At 60.2% G+C, this 17,609-nt stretch carries 18 protein-coding genes; 16 read left to right on the forward strand and 2 right to left on the reverse strand.

The features are described from left to right. Positions 1–44: 44 nt before the first annotated feature. Positions 45–3,284 carry a ribonuclease E gene (rne, locus tag AC1RMX_RS22570; protein WP_493073059.1) on the reverse strand — a complete coding sequence of 1,080 codons (3,240 nt, stop codon included), beginning with the start codon at positions 3,282–3,284 and terminating at the stop codon, positions 45–47. Between the two features lie 697 nt (positions 3,285–3,981). Between rne and rluC the strand changes: the two genes are divergently transcribed. Genes rluC through sppA form a run of 3 tightly spaced genes read left to right on the forward strand, consistent with a single transcriptional unit; the run spans position 3,982 to position 6,607 of the window. Continuing rightward, entirely contained in the window at positions 3,982–4,944 is a 963-nt protein-coding gene (rluC, locus tag AC1RMX_RS22575; RefSeq protein ID WP_025113008.1) for a 23S rRNA pseudouridine(955/2504/2580) synthase RluC, read from the forward strand. Beyond that, the gene (locus AC1RMX_RS22580) at positions 4,931–5,593 is read left to right on the forward strand and encodes an HAD-IA family hydrolase (protein ID WP_096820954.1); all 663 of its coding nucleotides are present in this window, start codon (positions 4,931–4,933) and stop codon (positions 5,591–5,593) included. Before rluC ends, AC1RMX_RS22580 begins: the two co-directional genes overlap by 14 nt. A 24-nt stretch (positions 5,594–5,617) precedes the next feature. Beyond that, entirely contained in the window at positions 5,618–6,607 is a 990-nt protein-coding gene (sppA, locus tag AC1RMX_RS22585; protein ID WP_493073060.1) for a signal peptide peptidase SppA, read from the forward strand. Positions 6,608–6,678: 71 nt separating this feature from the next. Here the strand turns inward: sppA and AC1RMX_RS22590 are convergent, their stop codons facing one another. Then, positions 6,679–7,257, reverse strand: a complete 579-nt coding sequence (locus AC1RMX_RS22590; RefSeq protein ID WP_493073062.1) for a Maf family protein — start codon at positions 7,255–7,257, stop codon at positions 6,679–6,681. Between the two features lie 106 nt (positions 7,258–7,363). Between AC1RMX_RS22590 and AC1RMX_RS22595 the strand changes: the two genes are divergently transcribed. The 13 genes from AC1RMX_RS22595 (at position 7,364) to AC1RMX_RS22655 (ending at position 17,540) form a co-directional block, all read left to right on the forward strand. Continuing rightward, the gene (locus AC1RMX_RS22595) at positions 7,364–7,891 is read left to right on the forward strand and encodes a YceD family protein (protein WP_003204262.1); all 528 of its coding nucleotides are present in this window, start codon (positions 7,364–7,366) and stop codon (positions 7,889–7,891) included. Positions 7,892–7,904: 13 nt separating this feature from the next. Beyond that, the gene (gene rpmF, locus AC1RMX_RS22600; protein ID WP_003179396.1) at positions 7,905–8,087 is read left to right on the forward strand and encodes a 50S ribosomal protein L32; all 183 of its coding nucleotides are present in this window, start codon (positions 7,905–7,907) and stop codon (positions 8,085–8,087) included. A 4-nt stretch (positions 8,088–8,091) separates the two neighbouring features. Further along, a complete protein-coding gene (gene plsX / locus AC1RMX_RS22605; protein ID WP_096820957.1) occupies positions 8,092–9,102 on the forward strand; it encodes a phosphate acyltransferase PlsX in 1,011 nt (336 codons plus the stop codon). A gap of 125 nt (positions 9,103–9,227) precedes the next feature. Next, a complete protein-coding gene (fabD, locus tag AC1RMX_RS22610; protein ID WP_096820958.1) occupies positions 9,228–10,166 on the forward strand; it encodes an ACP S-malonyltransferase in 939 nt (312 codons plus the stop codon). Between the two features lie 16 nt (positions 10,167–10,182). Then, complete coding sequence (fabG, locus tag AC1RMX_RS22615; RefSeq protein WP_007950790.1) at positions 10,183–10,926, forward strand: 3-oxoacyl-ACP reductase FabG; 744 nt, start codon at positions 10,183–10,185, stop codon at positions 10,924–10,926. Between the two features lie 196 nt (positions 10,927–11,122). Then, positions 11,123–11,359 (forward strand): acyl carrier protein, encoded by a 237-nt coding sequence (acpP, locus tag AC1RMX_RS22620; RefSeq protein ID WP_003175607.1) that lies wholly within the window; start codon positions 11,123–11,125, stop codon positions 11,357–11,359. A 108-nt stretch (positions 11,360–11,467) separates the two neighbouring features. Then, a complete protein-coding gene (fabF, locus tag AC1RMX_RS22625) occupies positions 11,468–12,712 on the forward strand; it encodes a beta-ketoacyl-ACP synthase II (RefSeq protein WP_007908259.1) in 1,245 nt (414 codons plus the stop codon). Further along, positions 12,712–13,527, forward strand: coding sequence for an aminodeoxychorismate lyase (pabC, locus tag AC1RMX_RS22630; protein ID WP_096820960.1), 816 nt, complete (start codon positions 12,712–12,714; stop codon positions 13,525–13,527). Before fabF ends, pabC begins: the two co-directional genes overlap by 1 nt. A gap of 3 nt (positions 13,528–13,530) precedes the next feature. Next, entirely contained in the window at positions 13,531–14,712 is a 1,182-nt protein-coding gene (gene mltG / locus AC1RMX_RS22635) for an endolytic transglycosylase MltG (RefSeq protein WP_096820961.1), read from the forward strand. 19 nt (positions 14,713–14,731) lie between these two features. Then, positions 14,732–15,364 carry a dTMP kinase gene (tmk, locus tag AC1RMX_RS22640; RefSeq protein ID WP_096820962.1) on the forward strand — a complete coding sequence of 211 codons (633 nt, stop codon included), beginning with the start codon at positions 14,732–14,734 and terminating at the stop codon, positions 15,362–15,364. Next, entirely contained in the window at positions 15,357–16,340 is a 984-nt protein-coding gene (locus AC1RMX_RS22645) for a DNA polymerase III subunit delta' (RefSeq protein ID WP_096820963.1), read from the forward strand. The genes tmk and AC1RMX_RS22645 overlap by 8 nt, the downstream gene beginning before the upstream one ends. A gap of 42 nt (positions 16,341–16,382) precedes the next feature. Beyond that, positions 16,383–16,739, forward strand: coding sequence for a PilZ domain-containing protein (locus tag AC1RMX_RS22650; RefSeq protein ID WP_085710925.1), 357 nt, complete (start codon positions 16,383–16,385; stop codon positions 16,737–16,739). Positions 16,740–16,754: 15 nt separating this feature from the next. After that, the gene (locus AC1RMX_RS22655; RefSeq protein ID WP_273536319.1) at positions 16,755–17,540 is read left to right on the forward strand and encodes a TatD family hydrolase; all 786 of its coding nucleotides are present in this window, start codon (positions 16,755–16,757) and stop codon (positions 17,538–17,540) included. Positions 17,541–17,609: the final 69 nt, after the last annotated feature.

Below are 17,609 nucleotides of genomic sequence, written 5' to 3' on the forward strand. Positions count from 1 at the left end.
CCCCGCCTGGATCACCAGGCGGGGCTTTTCATTGGCGGTCGGAATCAGACGAGAGGTTTAGGCTCGTGTTCTTTTTCCTGGGCCTGTTCGTGATGCTCGACCGCGTCCTGAACGGAACGTGGTGCTTCGGCAATCACGGCTTCAACGGCAACTTCTTCAGCGACCGGGGCAGGGGCTGCCTCGACCACTTCGGCAGCTGGAGTAGCAGCGGCGGCAGCGGCAGCCAGTTCGGCTTCCTTCTGCAGACGCTCTTCTTCGCGCTTGCGGCGACGCACTTCACGTGGGTCGTTCGGCGCGCGGCCACTTGGCGTCAGGGCGCTGACTGGAGCCGCTTCAACCACAGGGGCTGGTGCTTCGGCTACAACTGGCGCTTCTACGACCGGAGCTTCAACGACCGGTGCCGGTTCAGCAACCACCACTGGCTCGGCAGCCTTGGCTTCTTCCACGACAGGCGCTTCAACCACTGGCGCTGGTGTTTCAGCGACAGCCGGCTCGGCCACCCAGTTGAAAGCGGTCTGTTCTTCGCGAACTTCACGCACGGTTTCGGTCACGGTTTCAGCGACGGTTTCGACAACAGATGCTTCAACAACGACCGGTGCTTCGAAGGTCACGGCAGGTTCGGCAGCGACTTCAACCTGAGGCTGAGCTTCGCGAACCGGAGCCACTTCGACTTCCGGAGCAGCGGTCACTTCTACTGGCGTGGTTGCTTCAACAACCGGCGCTTCTACTGGAGCGGTTTCCAGCGTTGCAGCGGTGGCGCGTTCAGCTTGCTCGTGGGCCTGAGCTTCGGCCGGAGCGCTGATCACGGTGCTGGCAACAGCGGCAGTCACAGCCAGGCCAGCAGCCAGTTCGGCAGTGCTTGGTGCTTCGGCGTTTTCGCCGGTTTCGGATTCTTCCGAACCTTCGATCACGTTGCCGTTGGCATCACGCTGACGCTCGCGACGGTTGCTGCGACGACGCTGACCACGGGAGCGGCGACGTGGACGATCGCCTTCGGCGTTCTCCGAACCGTCTTCCGGCAGTTGCTCTTCGTTGGTGTTCACTTCTTCTTCAGCCACGGCAGCAGCGGCTTGTTCGGCACGCGGTTGACGCTCTTCACGCGGTGGACGTGGTGCACGCTCTTCACGCGGCTGACGAGCCGGACGCTCTTCAGTGGCGGCTACAGCAACAGCGGCAGCAGCGGCTGGTGCGGCATCCAGAGGTTCACGCAGTTCACGTACGCGCTCTTCACGCTCGCCACGCGGCTTGCGATCTTCACGCGGAGCACGTGGTGCACGTTCTTCACGAGGGGCGCGTGGTGCGCGTTCTTCGCGGGCTACCGGTGCTTCGTCACGGGACTCGCGTGGCTCGCGGACTTCGCGGGCTTCACGAGGCTGACGCTCCTCACGCGGCTCGCGCGGTGCGCGCTCTTCACGTGGGGCACGTTCTTCGCGCGGCTTGCGTTCTTCATCGCGGCGACCGTTACGGTTGCGGCTCTGCTGACGACCGTTGCGACGCTCTTCATTGCGGGCCGGACGCTCGGCGGCAGGTTTTTCAACCACGACCGGAGCAACTGGCTCTTCTTTGGTAGCGAACAGGCTGACCAGCGACTTCACCAGGCCTTTGAACAGGCTTGGCTCTGGTGCGGCAACCGGAGCAGGGGCTGGAGCCGGAGCGGCGACTTCGGTCGGAACCGGAGCGTTGGCGCGGGCCGGAGCGGTCTTGACCGCAGCTTCCTGGCGAACCAGGGTGCGGGTCGCGGCGGCTGGCTGAACGTCTTCGACATCGGCGGCAGCGGCAGCGATTTCGTAGCTGGACTGGTTGGTCGCGGCTTCCGGGCTGTCGTCACGCAGACGCTGAACTTCGAAATGCGGGGTTTCGAGGTGATCGTTCGGCAGGATGACGATGCGAGCGCGGGTGCGCAGTTCGATCTTGGTGATCGAGTTGCGTTTTTCGTTGAGCAGGAACGCAGCCACCGGGATCGGCACTTGAGCACGAACTTCGGCGGTGCGGTCTTTCAGGGCTTCTTCTTCGATCAGGCGCAGGATTGCCAGGGACAGCGATTCGACGTCACGGATGATGCCGGTGCCGCTGCAACGCGGGCAGACGATGCCGCTGCTTTCGCCGAGCGACGGACGCAGGCGCTGACGGGACATTTCCAGCAGGCCGAAGCGCGAGATGCGGCCGATCTGCACACGGGCGCGGTCGGCTTCCAGGCATTCGCGGACTTTCTCTTCCACGGCGCGCTGGTTCTTGGCAGGGGTCATGTCGATGAAGTCGATGACGATCAGGCCGCCGATGTCGCGCAGGCGCAACTGACGGGCGATTTCTTCAGCCGCTTCAAGGTTGGTCTGCAGGGCGGTTTCTTCGATGTCGCTGCCTTTGGTGGCGCGCGCCGAGTTGATGTCGATGGACACCAGGGCTTCGGTCGGATCGATGACGATGGAGCCGCCGGAAGGCAGTTCGACGACGCGCTGGAAAGCGGTTTCGATCTGGCTTTCGATCTGGAAACGGTTGAACAGCGGAACGCTGTCTTCGTACAGCTTGATCTTGCTGGCGTACTGCGGCATCACCTGGCGGATGAAGGTCAGGGCTTCGTCCTGGGCTTCAACGCTGTCGATCAGCACTTCGCCGATGTCCTGGCGCAGGTAATCGCGGATGGCGCGGATGATGACGTTGCTTTCCTGGTAGATCAGGAACGGCGCGGAACGATCCAGCGACGCTTCCTTGATAGCGGTCCAGAGTTGCAGCAGGTAATCGAGGTCCCACTGCATTTCTTCGCTGCTGCGGCCAAGGCCGGCAGTGCGCACGATCAGACCCATGTCGGCTGGAGCAACCAGGCCGTTCAGCGCTTCACGCAGTTCGTTGCGCTCTTCGCCTTCGATGCGACGGGAGATGCCGCCGGCACGCGGGTTGTTCGGCATCAGAACGAGGTAACGACCGGCCAGGCTGATGAAGGTGGTCAGGGCTGCGCCCTTGTTGCCACGTTCTTCTTTTTCGACCTGAACGATGACTTCCTGGCCTTCGCTCAGGACGTCCTTGATGTTGACGCGGCCTTCGGGGGCTTTCTTGAAGTATTCGCGGGAGATTTCTTTGAGGGGCAGGAAGCCGTGGCGCTCGGAGCCGAAATCGACAAAGGCAGCCTCAAGGCTTGGTTCGATGCGAGTGATACGGCCTTTATAAATGTTGGCCTTTTTCTGCTCGCGTGCACCGGATTCGATGTCCAGGTCGTAGAGGCGCTGGCCATCTACCAGTGCAACACGCAACTCTTCGGGTTGAGTTGCGTTAATCAGCATTCTTTTCATGTAGTACCGTCGGTTTCCGGGCTGCCGGAAACGGCGTTCGGCACACACGACTTCTCACGGTCGGTGTCAGGTGCGTCGGGAGTGGTTGGCCATTCCCGTGTCCAGCGATGTCCGGCCAATTGGGCCGTTATCGCGACGTACGCGTCCTGCTTGCTGTGGCTACTTAAGCACTCAGTCAGGAGGAGGAATCAACCGCGGCTGTGGACGAGATGAAGCGTCTTGATAAAGCCTGTTGCTACACAGTCCAGCGGTTGTGCATCTCCACCCTACACGTATCCCTGATAATTCGGGTGCTGCCGCGCGCAGAATCCGCAGCGGGTTGGCATTTACCGTGAGCTCCGAAAGGGGAGGTCACGCATCATGGCTAATTCAGGCGGTGTTTCCGGCGCTTTCGCTCGGGGTCATCCGCGGCTGACTGCACTTTGTGAACTGGCCGTGAATATGGCTCGCGTGGCGAGTCAAAACTCTGCTTTGCGGCGTGATTCAGGCCTCATGTCACCTGCGCTTGTTACAGCTGCAAACTCCACCGTTACGTAGCGAAAGCCCCGTAGGACGGCCTCGCGTCCTGGTGAATTGCGTTGGTCAGGGCCGGTTTTTGACCGTGGTTCCGCTGTCCAGGCCGCTTTTGGCGGCGTTCGCGACTATAGCAGCAATGATTAAGTGCTTCAATTCCATAAAAATTGTTATCATCCGCGCCATGACGACTACTGCCCCTTCGACTCCAGGCGTTCAATTGCTTGAGGTCTCGCCGGAATATGCCGGCCAACGAATCGACAATTTCCTCCTCGCCCGGCTCAAAGGCGTGCCCAAGACCTTGATTTACCGCATTTTGCGCAAAGGCGAAGTGCGAGTTAACAAAGGTCGGATCAAGCCCGAATACAAGCTGCAGGCCGGCGATATCGTGCGCGTGCCACCGGTTCGCGTGCCTGAGCGTGACGAACCGGTGCCTTTGGCCCAAGGTCTGTTGCAGCGCCTGGAAGCCTCGATTGTCTACGAAGACAAAGCCCTGATCGTGATCAACAAGCCCGCCGGCATTGCGGTTCACGGTGGCAGCGGCTTGAATTACGGCGTTATCGAAGCCTTTCGTCAGTTGCGCCCCGACGCCAAGGAGCTCGAGCTGGTTCACCGTCTCGATCGCGACACCTCCGGCCTGCTGATGATCGCCAAGAAACGCAGCATGTTGCGTCATTTGCATGCCGCGTTGCGCGGTGACGGTGTCGATAAGCGCTACATGGCACTGGTTCGCGGCAACTGGGCGACCTCGATCAAGCAAGTCCGTGCGGCGCTCGGCAAGAGCAATCTGCGCTCCGGTGAGCGCATGGTCGAGGTCGACGAGGAGGAGGGCAAAGAGTCTGTGACCGTGTTCAAGGTCCTGCGTCGCTTTGGCGATTTTGCCACTCTGATCGAAGCCAAGCCGATCACTGGTCGTACGCACCAGATCCGCGTCCACACATTGCACGCCGGGCACTGCATTGCGGGTGACACCAAATACGGCGATGACAGTTTCAGCAAGGAAATCCGTGATCTGGGCGGCAAGCGCCTGTTCCTGCACGCCTACATGCTGACCGTGCCGCTGCCCGATGGCGGTGAACTCAAGTTGCAGGCACCGGTCGATGAAATGTGGGCCAAGACTGTGGAGCGATTGAGTGCGCCCATCTGATTACAAGCTGCTGATTTTTGATTGGGACGGCACGCTGGCCGATTCCATTCATCGGATTGTCGAGGCAATGCACTCGGCATCCGGGCGTTCAGGTTTCGAGTTGCGTGATGATTTTGCCGTCAAAGGCATCATCGGTCTGGGCTTGCCCGAGGCGATCCGCACCTTGTATCCGGACATCAGCGATGCCGAAATGACCTTGTTTCGCGAGTATTACGCGGATCACTACATCGCCGCGGAGGCCGTGCCTTCGCCGTTGTTCGAGGGCGTAGTCGAGTCGATGGCGTCCTTTCGCGAGCAGGGCTATCACCTGGCAGTCGCGACCGGCAAGAATCGTCGCGGGCTGGATCGGGTACTCAAGGCCAATGGTTGGGAAGATTATTTCGATATCACCCGCGCTGCCGATGAAACGGCGAGCAAGCCGCACCCTTTGATGTTGGAGCAGATACTGGCCCATTGCGGTGTGCGTGCCGAGCAAGCGCTGATGGTCGGTGATTCGTCCTTCGATCTGTTGATGGCGCGCAATGCGGGGATGGATTCGGTGGCGGTCAGTTATGGCGCGCAATCGATCGAATCGCTGCAGCAGTTCGAGCCGCGTCTGTCGATTGACCGATTTTGTGAATTGCATGCCTGGCTCGCGCAGCAGGCTTAATACGTTTTTGCTGGGGTGGATGGCATGACCGACGAATGGAAAGCACCGGCCAAGGCAACTGCCGACGACGGTGATGCGAAAAGCTGGAAGCTGCTGGAAAAGACTCTGCTGGCCGGTGTGCAAGAGCAGCGTCGTTCCAGGCGTTGGGGGATCTTCTTCAAGCTGCTGACGTTTGTTTATCTATTTGTTGCGCTGATCCTGTTCACGCCGTTGATGGACATGGAAAAAAGCGCCACTCGTGGCCCGAACTACACCGCGCTGATCGACGTCACCGGCATGATTGCCGACAAAGAGCCGGCCAGTGCCGATAATATCGTCGGCAGTCTGCGGGCGGCGTTCGAGGACAAGAAGGTCAAGGGCGTGATCCTGCGCATCAACAGCCCTGGCGGCAGTCCGGTGCAGTCGGGTTATGTGTATGACGAGATCAAGCGCCTGCGCGGCCTGCATCCGGAAACCAAGCTGTATGCGGTAATTTCTGACCTGGGCGCTTCCGGTGCTTATTACATCGCCAGCGCCGCAGATCGGATCTACGCCGACAAGGCGAGCCTGGTGGGTTCTATCGGTGTGACAGCGGCCGGTTACGGCTTTGTTGGCACCATGGAGAAGCTGGGCGTCGAACGTCGCACTTACACCTCCGGTGAGCACAAGTCGTTCCTTGATCCGTTCCAGCCGCAGAAGCCGGAAGAAACGGCATTCTGGCAAAGTGTGCTGGATACCACGCACAAGCAGTTCATCAATAGCGTGAAGCAGGGGCGTGGCGATCGCCTGAAGGACAAGGAGCATCCGGAGTTGTTCTCCGGGCTGGTCTGGTCTGGCGAGCAGGCGCTGCCGCTGGGGTTGATCGATGGTCTGGGCAATGCCAGTTCGGTGGCGCGTGACGTGATTGGCGAAAAGGAGCTGGTGGATTTCACCGTTCAGGAATCGCCGTTCGATCGCTTCTCGAAAAAGCTGGGCGCCAGTGTGGCCGAGCAGTTGGCAATGTGGATGGGTTTCCACGGGCCATCGTTGCGTTGATCGCTTGATGCATAAAAAAACCGGCCTTCGTGGCCGGTTTTTTTGGCTCAGTGGCTCAGTGGCTCAGTGGCTCAGGGAATTTGTACGCCTTCTGCCAACAGCATGTCGATCAGGCGAATCAGCGGCAGGCCGATCAGGCTGGTGGCGTCGGGGCCTTCGGTGGACTGGAACAGGCTCACGCCCAGTCCTTCGGCCTTGAAGCTGCCGGCACAGTCGTAGGGCTGCTCAGCGTGCAGGTAGCGCTCGACGCGGGCCTGATCCAGTACTCGCATGTGCACGGTGAAAGGCACGCAGTCGACCTGGCAGTGGCCTGTCTGGCTGTTGAGCAGGGCCAGGCCGGTGAGGAAGGTCACGCTGGCGCCGCTGGCGGCCATCAGTTGTTCGCGGGCGTTTTCAAAGGTGTGTGGTTTGCCGATGATGCGTTCGCCGAGTACGGCAACCTGGTCGGAGCCGATGATCAAATGGGCAGGGTGGCTGTCGGCCAGTGCCCGGGCTTTCTGTTCGGCGAGGCGTTTGACCAGGTCGATTGCCGACTCGTCCGGGCGATGGCTTTCGTCGATATCCGGTGAGCTGCAGACGAACGGTAAGCGCAGGCGATTGAGCAATTCCCGACGATAGGTCGAGCTTGAAGCGAGTAATAAAGGCAGCATTCGCATCTCCAGAGGCAGGTGGCAGATTCTAGCGGAGCCGCGTAAGTGACGGACAGGGCGCAATTTCCTTTGACATGGGCGGGTGCATCCCTATAATGCTGCGCCTATGTTGAATGACCCGATTCCACCTCACGTTGACCCGCGCAAATTGGCTGACCGTGGCACCACCCTTCAAGGTGAACTGCTGCTGGCCGATTTGAAGAGACTCTGCGACCCGCTTTCCGACGATGTCGGTACGGTGCAGGCTAAATTCGTTTTTGAACGAGATGAACGTAAATCTGTGGTGATCCACAGCTTTATCGACACCGAAGTCAAAATGGTTTGCCAGCGTTGTCTTGAGCTGGTCACCCTGCCGATCCACAGCGAATGCAGTTACGCTGTAGTGAAGGAGGGTGCGAATACCCAGTCGTTACCGAAAGGTTATGACGTGCTGGAACTGGGCGAAGATCCATTGGATCTGCAGTCACTGATCGAGGAGGAGCTTCTGCTCGCCTTGCCCATTGTGCCTGCTCATCATCCGGAAGAATGCCAGCAGCCGGCGGGAGCAGATGAGCCCGAACCGAGCGAGGACGAGGTAACGCGGTCCAACCCGTTCAGTGTATTGGCGCAGTTAAAGCGTGACCCAAACGTTTAGGAGTTAATCAATTATGGCTGTTCAGCAGAACAAAAAATCCCGCTCTGCCCGTGACATGCGCCGTTCGCACGACGCTCTCGAGGCTAGCACCCTGTCTGTAGAAAAAACCACTGGTGAAGTTCACCTGCGTCACCACGTATCGCCAGAAGGCGTATACCGTGGTCGTAAAGTGATCGACAAGGGCGCTGACGAGTAATCACTTGTCCGCTCAAGTCATCGCGATTGACGCAATGGGCGGGGACTTCGGTCCCCGCAGCATTGTTCAGGCCAGCCTTGCTTGCCTTTCTGCTACACCCTCGCTGCACCTGACCCTCGTCGGTCAACCCTCCCTTCTTGAAGAATTGATCACTGGCCAATCGGCTGCCGATCGCGCGCGCCTGACGATTGTTCCGGCGTCCGAAGTCATCACCATGGACGAAAAACCTGCCCAGGCTCTGCGTGGCAAGCCGGACTCGTCGATGCGTGTCGCCCTCGAATTGCTGCGTGATGGCAAGGTTCAGGCCTGTGTCAGTGCCGGCAATACCGGTGCGCTGATGGCGCTGTCGCGATTTGTGCTCAAGACCCTGCCGGGGATTGATCGTCCGGCCATGGTCGCGGCGATCCCTACGCAGAAGGGCTATTGCCAGTTGCTCGATCTGGGCGCCAACGTCGATTGCAGTGCCGAGCATCTGTTGCAGTTCGCTGTGATGGGGTCTGTGGCCGCACAAACGCTGGGCATTGCCCGCCCGCGTGTCGCGTTGCTGAACATTGGCACTGAGGACATCAAGGGCAATCAGCAGGTCAAGCTGGCTGCGACGTTGTTGCAGACGGCCCGGGGCATTAACTACATCGGTTTCATCGAAGGCGACGGCTTGTATCGCGGCGAGGCGGATGTGGTGGTTTGCGACGGTTTTGTCGGCAACATCCTGCTCAAGTCCAGCGAAGGCCTGGCGACGATGATCGCTGCGCGCATCGAAGCCTTGTTCAGGAAAAACCTCGCCTCCCGCGCTGTCGGCGCTCTGGCGCTGCCCTTGATGAAGCGCCTGCAGGCTGATCTGGCGCCTGCGAGACACAACGGTGCAAGCTTTCTGGGCTTGCAGGGGATCGTGGTGAAAAGTCACGGTTCCGCCGGGGTTCAGGGGTTTCAGAGCGCCATTCAGCGGGCATTGATCGAGATTCAGGAGAATCTTCCCGAGCGCCTGCACGGCCGTCTGGAGGATTTGTTGTCTTAGGCGTTTTCGTCGGACAATGCTTAAATGTGACCGCCCGGTTCAAAGGGCCATCCAACTGTCAGTTTCTTGCGTCCCTCTAGCGGGATGCCATTTTTCCGACGACAAGATCATTAGGGGCTTGTTACATGTCTGCTTCCCTCGCATTCGTCTTTCCAGGACAGGGTTCGCAGTCCCTCGGCATGCTGGCCGAGCTGGGCGCGCAACATCCGCTGATCCTCGAAACTTTCAAAGAAGCATCCGATGCTCTGGGCTACGACCTGTGGGCGCTGACCCAGCAGGGTCCGGAAGAGCTGCTCAATCAAACCGACAAAACCCAACCGGCCATTCTGACCGCTTCGATCGCCCTGTGGCGTCTGTGGCTGGCGGAAGGTGGTGCGCGCCCGGCGTTCGTTGCCGGTCACAGCCTGGGTGAGTACAGCGCGCTGGTCGCTGCGGGCAGCCTGAGCCTGGCGGACGCGGTGAAGCTCGTCGAGCGCCGTGGCCAGCTGATGCAGGAAGCCGTTCCGGCCGGGCAGGGCGGCATGGCTGCCATCCTCGGTCTGGAAGATGCCGACGTGCTGGCAGCCTGTGCCGAAGCGGCGCAAGGCGACGTGGTCAGCGCGGTGAACTTCAACTCCCCGGGCCAGGTGGTGATCGCCGGTGCCAAGGCCGCAGTTGAGCGCGCCATCGAAGGCTGCAAGGCCCGTGGCGCCAAGCGTGCCATGCCGCTGCCGGTCAGCGTGCCGTCGCACTGTGAACTGATGCGTCCGGCTGCCGAGCGCTTTGCCGAGTCCATCGCTGCCATCGACTGGCAGGCGCCGCAGATCCCTGTGGTGCAGAACGTCAGCGCTCAGGTGCCGGCGGATCTGGAAACCCTCAAGCGTGATCTGCTGGAACAACTCTACAAGCCGGTTCGCTGGGTCGAGTCCGTACAGACTCTGGCAGCGAAAGGCGCGACCAATCTGGTCGAGTGCGGCCCTGGCAAAGTGCTGGCCGGTCTGAACAAACGTTGCGCCGAAGGCGTTTCGACTTCCAACCTCAATACCCCAGACGCTTTCGCTGCCGCTCGTGCAGCGATTGTCTGAATCAGGAGAAACTTGCATGAGTCTGCAAGGTAAAGTTGCACTGGTCACCGGCGCAAGCCGTGGTATCGGCCAGGCTATCGCACTGGAACTGGGTCGTCAGGGCGCCATCGTTGTTGGCACCGCGACTTCCGCTTCCGGCGCCGAGCGCATTGCTGCGACCCTGAAGGAAAACGGCATTCAGGGCGCAGGTTTCGAACTGAACGTCACCAGCGACGAATCGGTCACCAAGGTGCTTGCAAGCATCCAGGAGCAGTTCGGTGCTCCGGTCGCGATCCTGGTCAACAATGCCGGCATCACCCGCGATAACCTGATGATGCGCATGAAAGACGACGAGTGGTACGACGTGATCGATACCAACCTGAACAGTCTGTATCGCCTGTCCAAGGGCGTTCTGCGCGGCATGACCAAGGCGCGTTGGGGTCGAATTATCAGTATTGGCTCGGTGGTGGGTGCCATGGGCAACGCAGGCCAAGTAAACTATGCAGCCGCCAAGGCCGGTCTGGAAGGTTTCAGCCGTGCCATGGCGCGTGAAGTCGGTTCGCGTTCGATTACGGTCAACTCGGTGACCCCAGGGTTCATCGACACCGATATGACCCGCGAGCTGCCTGAAGCACAGCGTGAAGCCTTGCAGACGCAGATTCCGCTGGGCCGTCTGGGACAAGCTCAAGAGATCGCGTCCGTGGTCGCTTTTCTTGCATCCGACGGTGCGGCATACGTGACCGGGGCTACAATCCCGGTTAACGGCGGGATGTACATGTAATTCAAATGTGACGGATTGCTTCAAAAAAATGTCATACGAGCTGTCTAAAATCCGTTATAAAGCTGCAATCTATTTATAGGCAGAGGGTCGCAGGGTTTGAGGAGTGAAGCTTTCAGTTGAAAAGCTGAAAAGTCTTTCTATACACTTACCCACTGGCCAGCTGCCTGAATTTGTCCATTAGGAGTGAAAACAAGGTATGAGCACCATCGAAGAGCGCGTCAAGAAAATCGTTGCCGAGCAACTGGGTGTTAAAGAAGAAGAAGTGGTAAACACCGCTTCCTTCGTAGAAGACCTGGGTGCCGACTCCCTTGACACCGTTGAGCTGGTGATGGCTCTGGAAGAGGAATTCGAGACCGAAATCCCTGACGAAGAAGCTGAGAAGATCACTACTGTACAAGCTGCAATCGACTACGTTACTAGCCACCAGGCGTAATAGTTTGTAATCGTTGCTTGCTGTCATGGAAAAACCGCACTGCCATCATGGCGTGCGGTTTTTTCTTTAGGCCTGATGCAAAGTCGTCATTTGAAAAAGGAGAGTGCTGTGTCGCGTAGACGCGTCGTAGTCACCGGTATGGGTATGTTGTCGCCACTGGGCACGGATGTGCCGAGCAGTTGGCAGGGCATTCTGGCTGGCCGCAGTGGCATTGGTCTGATCGAACACACCGACCTTTCTGCCTATTCCACCCGCTTTGGCGGCTCGGTAAAGGGCTTCAATGTCGAGGAATACCTGTCGGTCAAGGAAGCGCGCAAGCTCGACCTGTTCATTCAGTACGGTCTGGCGGCCGGCTTTCAAGCCGTACGCAATGCCGGTCTGGAAGTCACCGATGCCAACCGTGAACGCATTGGCGTAGCCATGGGTTCGGGTATCGGCGGTCTGACCAACATCGAAGAAACCAGTCGCACCCTGCACGAAACCGGCCCGCGCCGGATTTCTCCGTTCTTTGTGCCTGGCTCGATCATCAATATGATTTCCGGTTTCCTGTCCATCCACCTGGGTGCACAGGGGCCTAACTACGCCATCGCCACAGCGTGTACCACCGGTACGCACTGCATCGGCATGGCAGCCCGCAACATCATGTACGACGAAGCCGACGTGATGATTGCCGGTGGTGCCGAGATGGCCGCGTGCGGTCTGGGCATGGGCGGCTTTGGCGCCTCCCGCGCACTGTCGACCCGCAACGACGAACCGACCCGTGCCAGCCGTCCGTGGGACAAGGGCCGTGACGGTTTCGTCCTGTCCGACGGTGCCGGCGCCCTGGTGCTCGAAGAACTCGAACACGCCAAGGCCCGTGGCGCGACCATCTACGCCGAGCTGATCGGTTTCGGCACCAGTGGCGATGCGTTCCACATGACATCGCCACCTGCCGACGGTGCCGGTGCTGCGCGTTGCATCACCAATGCGCTGCGTGACGCGAAGATCAACGTCGATCAAGTGCAATACATCAACGCTCACGGTACTTCGACGCCGGCCGGCGACCTCGCCGAAGCCAATGCGATCAAGTCGGTGTTCGGTGATCACGCCTACAAACTGGCGGTCAGCTCCACCAAGTCCATGACCGGTCACCTGTTGGGTGCAGCGGGCGCGGTCGAGGCGATCTTCAGCGTGCTGGCGATCAACAGCCAGGTGGCGCCGCCGACCATCAACCTCGATGAGCCGGATGAAGGCTGCGATCTCGACTTCGTGCCGCACACGGCGCGCAACATGGACATCGATGTCGTGCTGTCCAACTCGTTCGGGTTTGGCGGCACCAACGGCACGTTGGCGTTCCGTCGGTTCGCCGGCTGATGGACTGCTGGGTCGACGGTCAACCGGCTGACACTCTGTCGCTGAAAGATCGCGGCCTGGCTTACGGCGACGGTCTGTTCGAGACCATCGCCGTGCGTAACGGCCAGCCTTTGCTGCTGGAGCGTCACGTGGCGCGACTGGCCGAAGGCTGCTCACGCCTGGCCATCGCGGCCGACATCGAGCTGATCCGTAGCGAGCTGCAAGCCTATGCAGCGGCCATGGGCGAGGGTGTGCTCAAGCTCATCCTCACCCGTGGCGACGGTTTGCGCGGTTATGCGCCGGATCCTTCGGCGCCGGGCCGACGCATTCTGCAAGGCAATCCTCCCGTTGCTTATCCTGCCGTCCATGGCGAGCAAGGCGTTCGCCTGTTTCCGTGTACGACGCGTTTATCTGTCCAGCCCTTGCTGGCAGGTCTCAAGCATCTCAATCGTCTGGAACAAGTCCTCGCTCGCGCCGAATGGCAAGACAGCGAGCACGCCGAAGGCTTGATGCTCGACCAGGCGGGTCGTGTGATCGAGGGCGTGTTCAGCAACCTGTTTCTGGTGCGCGATGGCGTGCTGGTCACGGCGGATCTGAAACGCTGCGGCGTGGCCGGTGTGATGCGCGCCGAACTATTGTTTCAGGCAGCGTCAGCGGGTATCTCCACGCAAATCACCGATATCAGCCTTGATCAGCTGCAATGGGCTGATGAAGTCTTTGTCTGCAACAGCGTGTATGGCGTCTGGCCGGTACGCGCGTACGCTGCACTGAGCTGGCCGGTTGGGCCGCTCACCCGTAAACTGCAAACCATTGCCCGCACGCTACTGGATGCCTGATTCGTGAGACGTAAACTTTTGCTGCTGCTGGAAACCGGACTGGTTCTGGCAGGGCTGCTGCTGGGCGCCAGCGCCTGGAAGATTCATTCGGCACTGGAACAGCCTCTGAATATCACGCAGGAAGAACTGCTGGATGTGCCCAAGGGTTCCACGCCGACCCGCACCCTTCTCGGACTTGAAGCCGATGGCGTGATCAAGGACGCTTTCTGGCTACGCATATATTGGCGTTTCAATCTGACGGGCACCCCGATTCACACGGGCGAGTACCGCATGCAGCCGGGCATGACCGTCAAGGGTCTGATCGATCTGTGGAAGCGTGGCGAAGTGGTTCAGTACAGCCTGACCCTCGTCGAAGGCTGGAACTTCCATCAGGTGCGCGCCGCTTTGTCGAAAGACGAAAAGATCGAGCAGACCCTGACCGGTCTGAGCGACAGCGATGTGATGGCCAAAATCGGCCACAAAGGCTTGTTTCCCGAAGGTCGGTTCTTCCCAGATACCTACCGATTCGTGCGCGGGGTCTCCGATACCGAGCTGCTGAAAAAGGCGTTCGACCGCCTCGACGAAGTACTGGCCAAGGAATGGGAAAACCGCTCCACTGATGCTCCCTACACCGAGCCTTACCAGGCGCTGATCATGGCGTCACTGGTGGAGAAGGAAACCGGCGTTCCGCAGGAGCGTGGCCAGATTGCCGGCGTGTTCGTACGTCGCATGGCGCTGGGCATGCAGTTGCAGACTGATCCGACGGTGATCTACGGCCTGGGTGATCGCTACAACGGCAAGCTGACTCGTGCTCATCTCAAGGAAGCCACGCCGTACAACACTTATGTGATTCCGGGGCTGCCGCCGACGCCGATTGCGATGGTTGGCCGCGAGGCGATTCACGCCGCGTTGAACCCGGTGGAAGGCACCAGCCTCTACTTTGTAGCTCGTGGCGATGGCAGCCATGTGTTCTCTGACGACCTCGATGCGCACAACAGTGCGGTGCGTGAGTTCCAGCTCAAACGGCGCTCGGATTACCGTTCGAGCCCGGCGCCGGCTTCGACACCGGAAGCCGCTCCGACAACCGGGGAAGCCGTTCCTGCCGCATCACCCGAAACTGCGCCAGAATCGTTGCCGCAGGTTCCTGCCCAGGAGCCCGCGCCGACTCCGGAAACCGAAGCGGCCGCACCGCAAACCGTGCAATGACTTTGATTAAGGACTGCCTGTGACTGGCTTGTTTATTACCCTGGAAGGCCCGGAAGGCGCCGGCAAGAGCACCAACCGCGAATACCTCGCCGAGCGCCTGCGCGCCGCCGGTATCGAAGTGGTGCTGACCCGCGAGCCCGGCGGTACGCCGCTGGCCGAGCGTATTCGTGAGGTGTTGCTGGCCCCGGTCGACGAAGTGATGAACCCGGACACAGAGCTGCTGCTGGTGTTCGCCGCCCGTGCCCAGCATCTGGCTGAAGTCATTCGCCCGGCGCTGGCCCGTGGTGCCGTCGTCTTGTGCGACCGGTTCACCGATTCGACTTACGCCTATCAGGGTGGCGGTCGCGGTCTGTCGCTGGAGCGTATCGCTGCGCTGGAGACTTTCGTTCAGGGCGACCTGCGGCCCGACCTGACGCTGATTTTCGATCTGCCGGTGGAAATCGGCTTGGCCCGCGCCAGCGCCCGGGGGCGTCTGGATCGCTTCGAGCTGGAAGGCCGGGCGTTTTTCGAGGCGGTGCGCAGTGCGTTCCTCAAGCGTGCCGAAGCCGATCCTGCGCGCTATGTGCGGATCGACGCCGGTCAGCCGTTGGCCAAGGTTCAACAATCGCTGGATACCCTGATTCCGAACTTGCTGGAGCTGTGCCGTGGCTGAGGCCTATCCGTGGCAGGACAGTCTCTGGCAGCAACTGGCCGGTCGCACTCAGCACGCCCACGCGTATCTGCTGCACGGTCCCGCCGGGATCGGCAAGCGCGCGTTGGCCGAGCGGCTGATGGCCAGTCTGCTGTGCCAGCGTCCGACGCCTGAAGCCTGCGGCGAGTGCAAATCCTGCCTGCTGCTCAAGGCCGGCAGCCACCCGGACAATTACATCCTCGAACCGGAAGAAGCGGACAAGGCGATCAAGGTCGACCAGGTGCGCGATCTGGTCAGTTTCGTGGTGCAGACCGCGCAACTGGGCGGTCGCAAGGTGGTGCTGATCGAGCCGGTGGAGTCGATGAACATCAACGCTGCCAACGCCTTGCTCAAGAGTCTCGAAGAGCCGTCGGGCAATACCGTGTTGTTGCTGGTCAGTCACCAGCCGAGCCGTCTATTGCCGACCATCAAGAGCCGCTGCGTGCAACAGGCCTGTCCGCTGCCGAGCGAGGCCATGAGCCTGCAATGGCTGGCTCAGGCATTGCCGGAATGCTCCGAAGACGAACGGGTCGAGCTGTTGACCCTGGCCGCCGGCTCGCCGTTGGCCGCCGTCACGTTGCAGGGGCAGGGCGTGCGCGAACAGCGTGCGCAGGTTGTGGAAGGCGTGAAGAAGCTGCTCAAACAGCAGCAATCGCCGACGCAACTGGCCGAGGAGTGGAAAAACATTCCGATGCTGCGCCTGTTCGACTGGTTCTGCGACTGGTCGAGCCTGATCCTGCGCTATCAATTGACCCAGGATGAAGCGGGCCTCGGCCTGACCGACATGCGCAAGGTCGTGCAGTACCTGGCGCAGAAAAGCGCCCAGCGTAAAGTCCTCGATATCCAGGACTGGATTCTCGCCCAGCGCCAGAAAGTCCTGAGCAAGGCCAACCTCAATGCCGCGTTGCTGCTGGAAGCGTTGTTGGTGCAATGGGCGAGTCTGCCTGGCCAAAGATAAGAATGTGTACCTAGACTCTGAACATCAGCAGTGGAGGTCAACATGAATGAACCCGTCAGCCCGGGGCCGCGCAACGGCATCTTGTCCCTGACCATCAAGGACAAGTCTGTCCTTTACGCCGCTTACATGCCGTTCATCAGGAACGGTGGCTTGTTCATCCCGACCAACAAGAGCTACAAGTTGGGCGACGAGGTGTTCATGCTGCTGCACCTGATGGATGAGGCGGAAAAGATACCGGTGGCCGGCAAAGTCGCCTGGATCACCCCCAAAGGCGCCCAGGGCAACCGCGCTGCCGGCGTCGGCGTGCAATTCAACGATGGCGACAACACCGCGCGCAGTCGCATCGAAACTCATCTGGCCGGAGCCCTGAAATCCGACCGTCCCACTCATACGATGTAAGTTGCAGTCCTTTTTATGCTCGTAGATTCCCATTGTCACCTTGATCGACTCGACCTCGCCGTTCACGACGGTTCCTTGGATGCTGCGCTGGATGCAGCCCGCCAGCGCGGCGTCGGGCATTTCCTGTGCATTGGCGTCAGCGCCGATAACGCCGCCGACGTCAAAGCCCTGGCCGAGCGTTACGACGACGTCGATTGCTCGGTTGGCGTGCATCCGCTGGATGTGCAGCCCGGCGCGGCGCCGGCACTGGACTGGCTGCTGCATGAACTGAATCACCCGAAAGTGGTGGCGATCGGCGAAACCGGTCTGGACTACCACTACGAGCCGGAAGCCGCCGAATTGCAGCAGGAGTCTTTCCGTCTGCACCTGCAAGCCGCACAGCAGACCGGCAAACCGGTGATCATCCACACCCGTGGCGCCCGCGCCGACACGCTTGAATTGTTGCGCGAAGCTGCGCTGCCCCAGGCCGGTGTGCTGCATTGCTTCACCGAAGACTGGGACATGGCCAAGGCGGCGCTGGACATGGGTTATTACATTTCCCTGTCGGGCATCGTCACCTTCCGCAATGCCGATGCGCTGCGCGATGTGGCAAGCAAGGTCCCGGCGGATCGCCTGCTGGTGGAAACCGATTCGCCGTACCTGGCGCCGATCCCTTATCGCGGCAAACCGAACCTGCCGCAATACGTGCGGGAAGTGGCAGAGTTTCTGGCGATGCTGCGGGGCGAGAACTATGAGCGCTTTGCCGAGCAGACCACGGAGAACTTCAAGCGACTGTTTCCGCTGGCGCACGTAAAAGTCTGAATCGCAGGCAAAAAAAACCCGGGTTCTGGGGGGTGAATCCGGGTTAAGACCATTAGGAGTAAAACAAAG

Source organism: Pseudomonas sp. GW822-FHT03F04, from assembly GCF_058801405.1.

Excerpts from the sequence above, each read along its gene's own strand:
- rne (WP_493073059.1), bottom strand. The coding sequence starts at position 3,284 with ATGAAAAGAATGCTGATTAACGCAACTCAACCCGAAGAGTTGCGTGTT.
- rluC (WP_025113008.1), top strand. The coding sequence starts at position 3,982 with ATGACGACTACTGCCCCTTCGACTCCAGGCGTTCAATTGCTTGAGGTC.
- sppA (WP_493073060.1), top strand. The coding sequence starts at position 5,618 with ATGACCGACGAATGGAAAGCACCGGCCAAGGCAACTGCCGACGACGGT.
- AC1RMX_RS22590 (WP_493073062.1), bottom strand. The coding sequence starts at position 7,257 with ATGCTGCCTTTATTACTCGCTTCAAGCTCGACCTATCGTCGGGAATTG.
- AC1RMX_RS22595 (WP_003204262.1), top strand. The coding sequence starts at position 7,364 with ATGTTGAATGACCCGATTCCACCTCACGTTGACCCGCGCAAATTGGCT.
- rpmF (WP_003179396.1), top strand. The coding sequence starts at position 7,905 with ATGGCTGTTCAGCAGAACAAAAAATCCCGCTCTGCCCGTGACATGCGC.
- fabD (WP_096820958.1), top strand. The coding sequence starts at position 9,228 with ATGTCTGCTTCCCTCGCATTCGTCTTTCCAGGACAGGGTTCGCAGTCC.
- fabG (WP_007950790.1), top strand. The coding sequence starts at position 10,183 with ATGAGTCTGCAAGGTAAAGTTGCACTGGTCACCGGCGCAAGCCGTGGT.
- acpP (WP_003175607.1), top strand. The coding sequence starts at position 11,123 with ATGAGCACCATCGAAGAGCGCGTCAAGAAAATCGTTGCCGAGCAACTG.
- pabC (WP_096820960.1), top strand. The coding sequence starts at position 12,712 with ATGGACTGCTGGGTCGACGGTCAACCGGCTGACACTCTGTCGCTGAAA.
- AC1RMX_RS22650 (WP_085710925.1), top strand. The coding sequence starts at position 16,383 with ATGAATGAACCCGTCAGCCCGGGGCCGCGCAACGGCATCTTGTCCCTG.
- AC1RMX_RS22655 (WP_273536319.1), top strand. The coding sequence starts at position 16,755 with ATGCTCGTAGATTCCCATTGTCACCTTGATCGACTCGACCTCGCCGTT.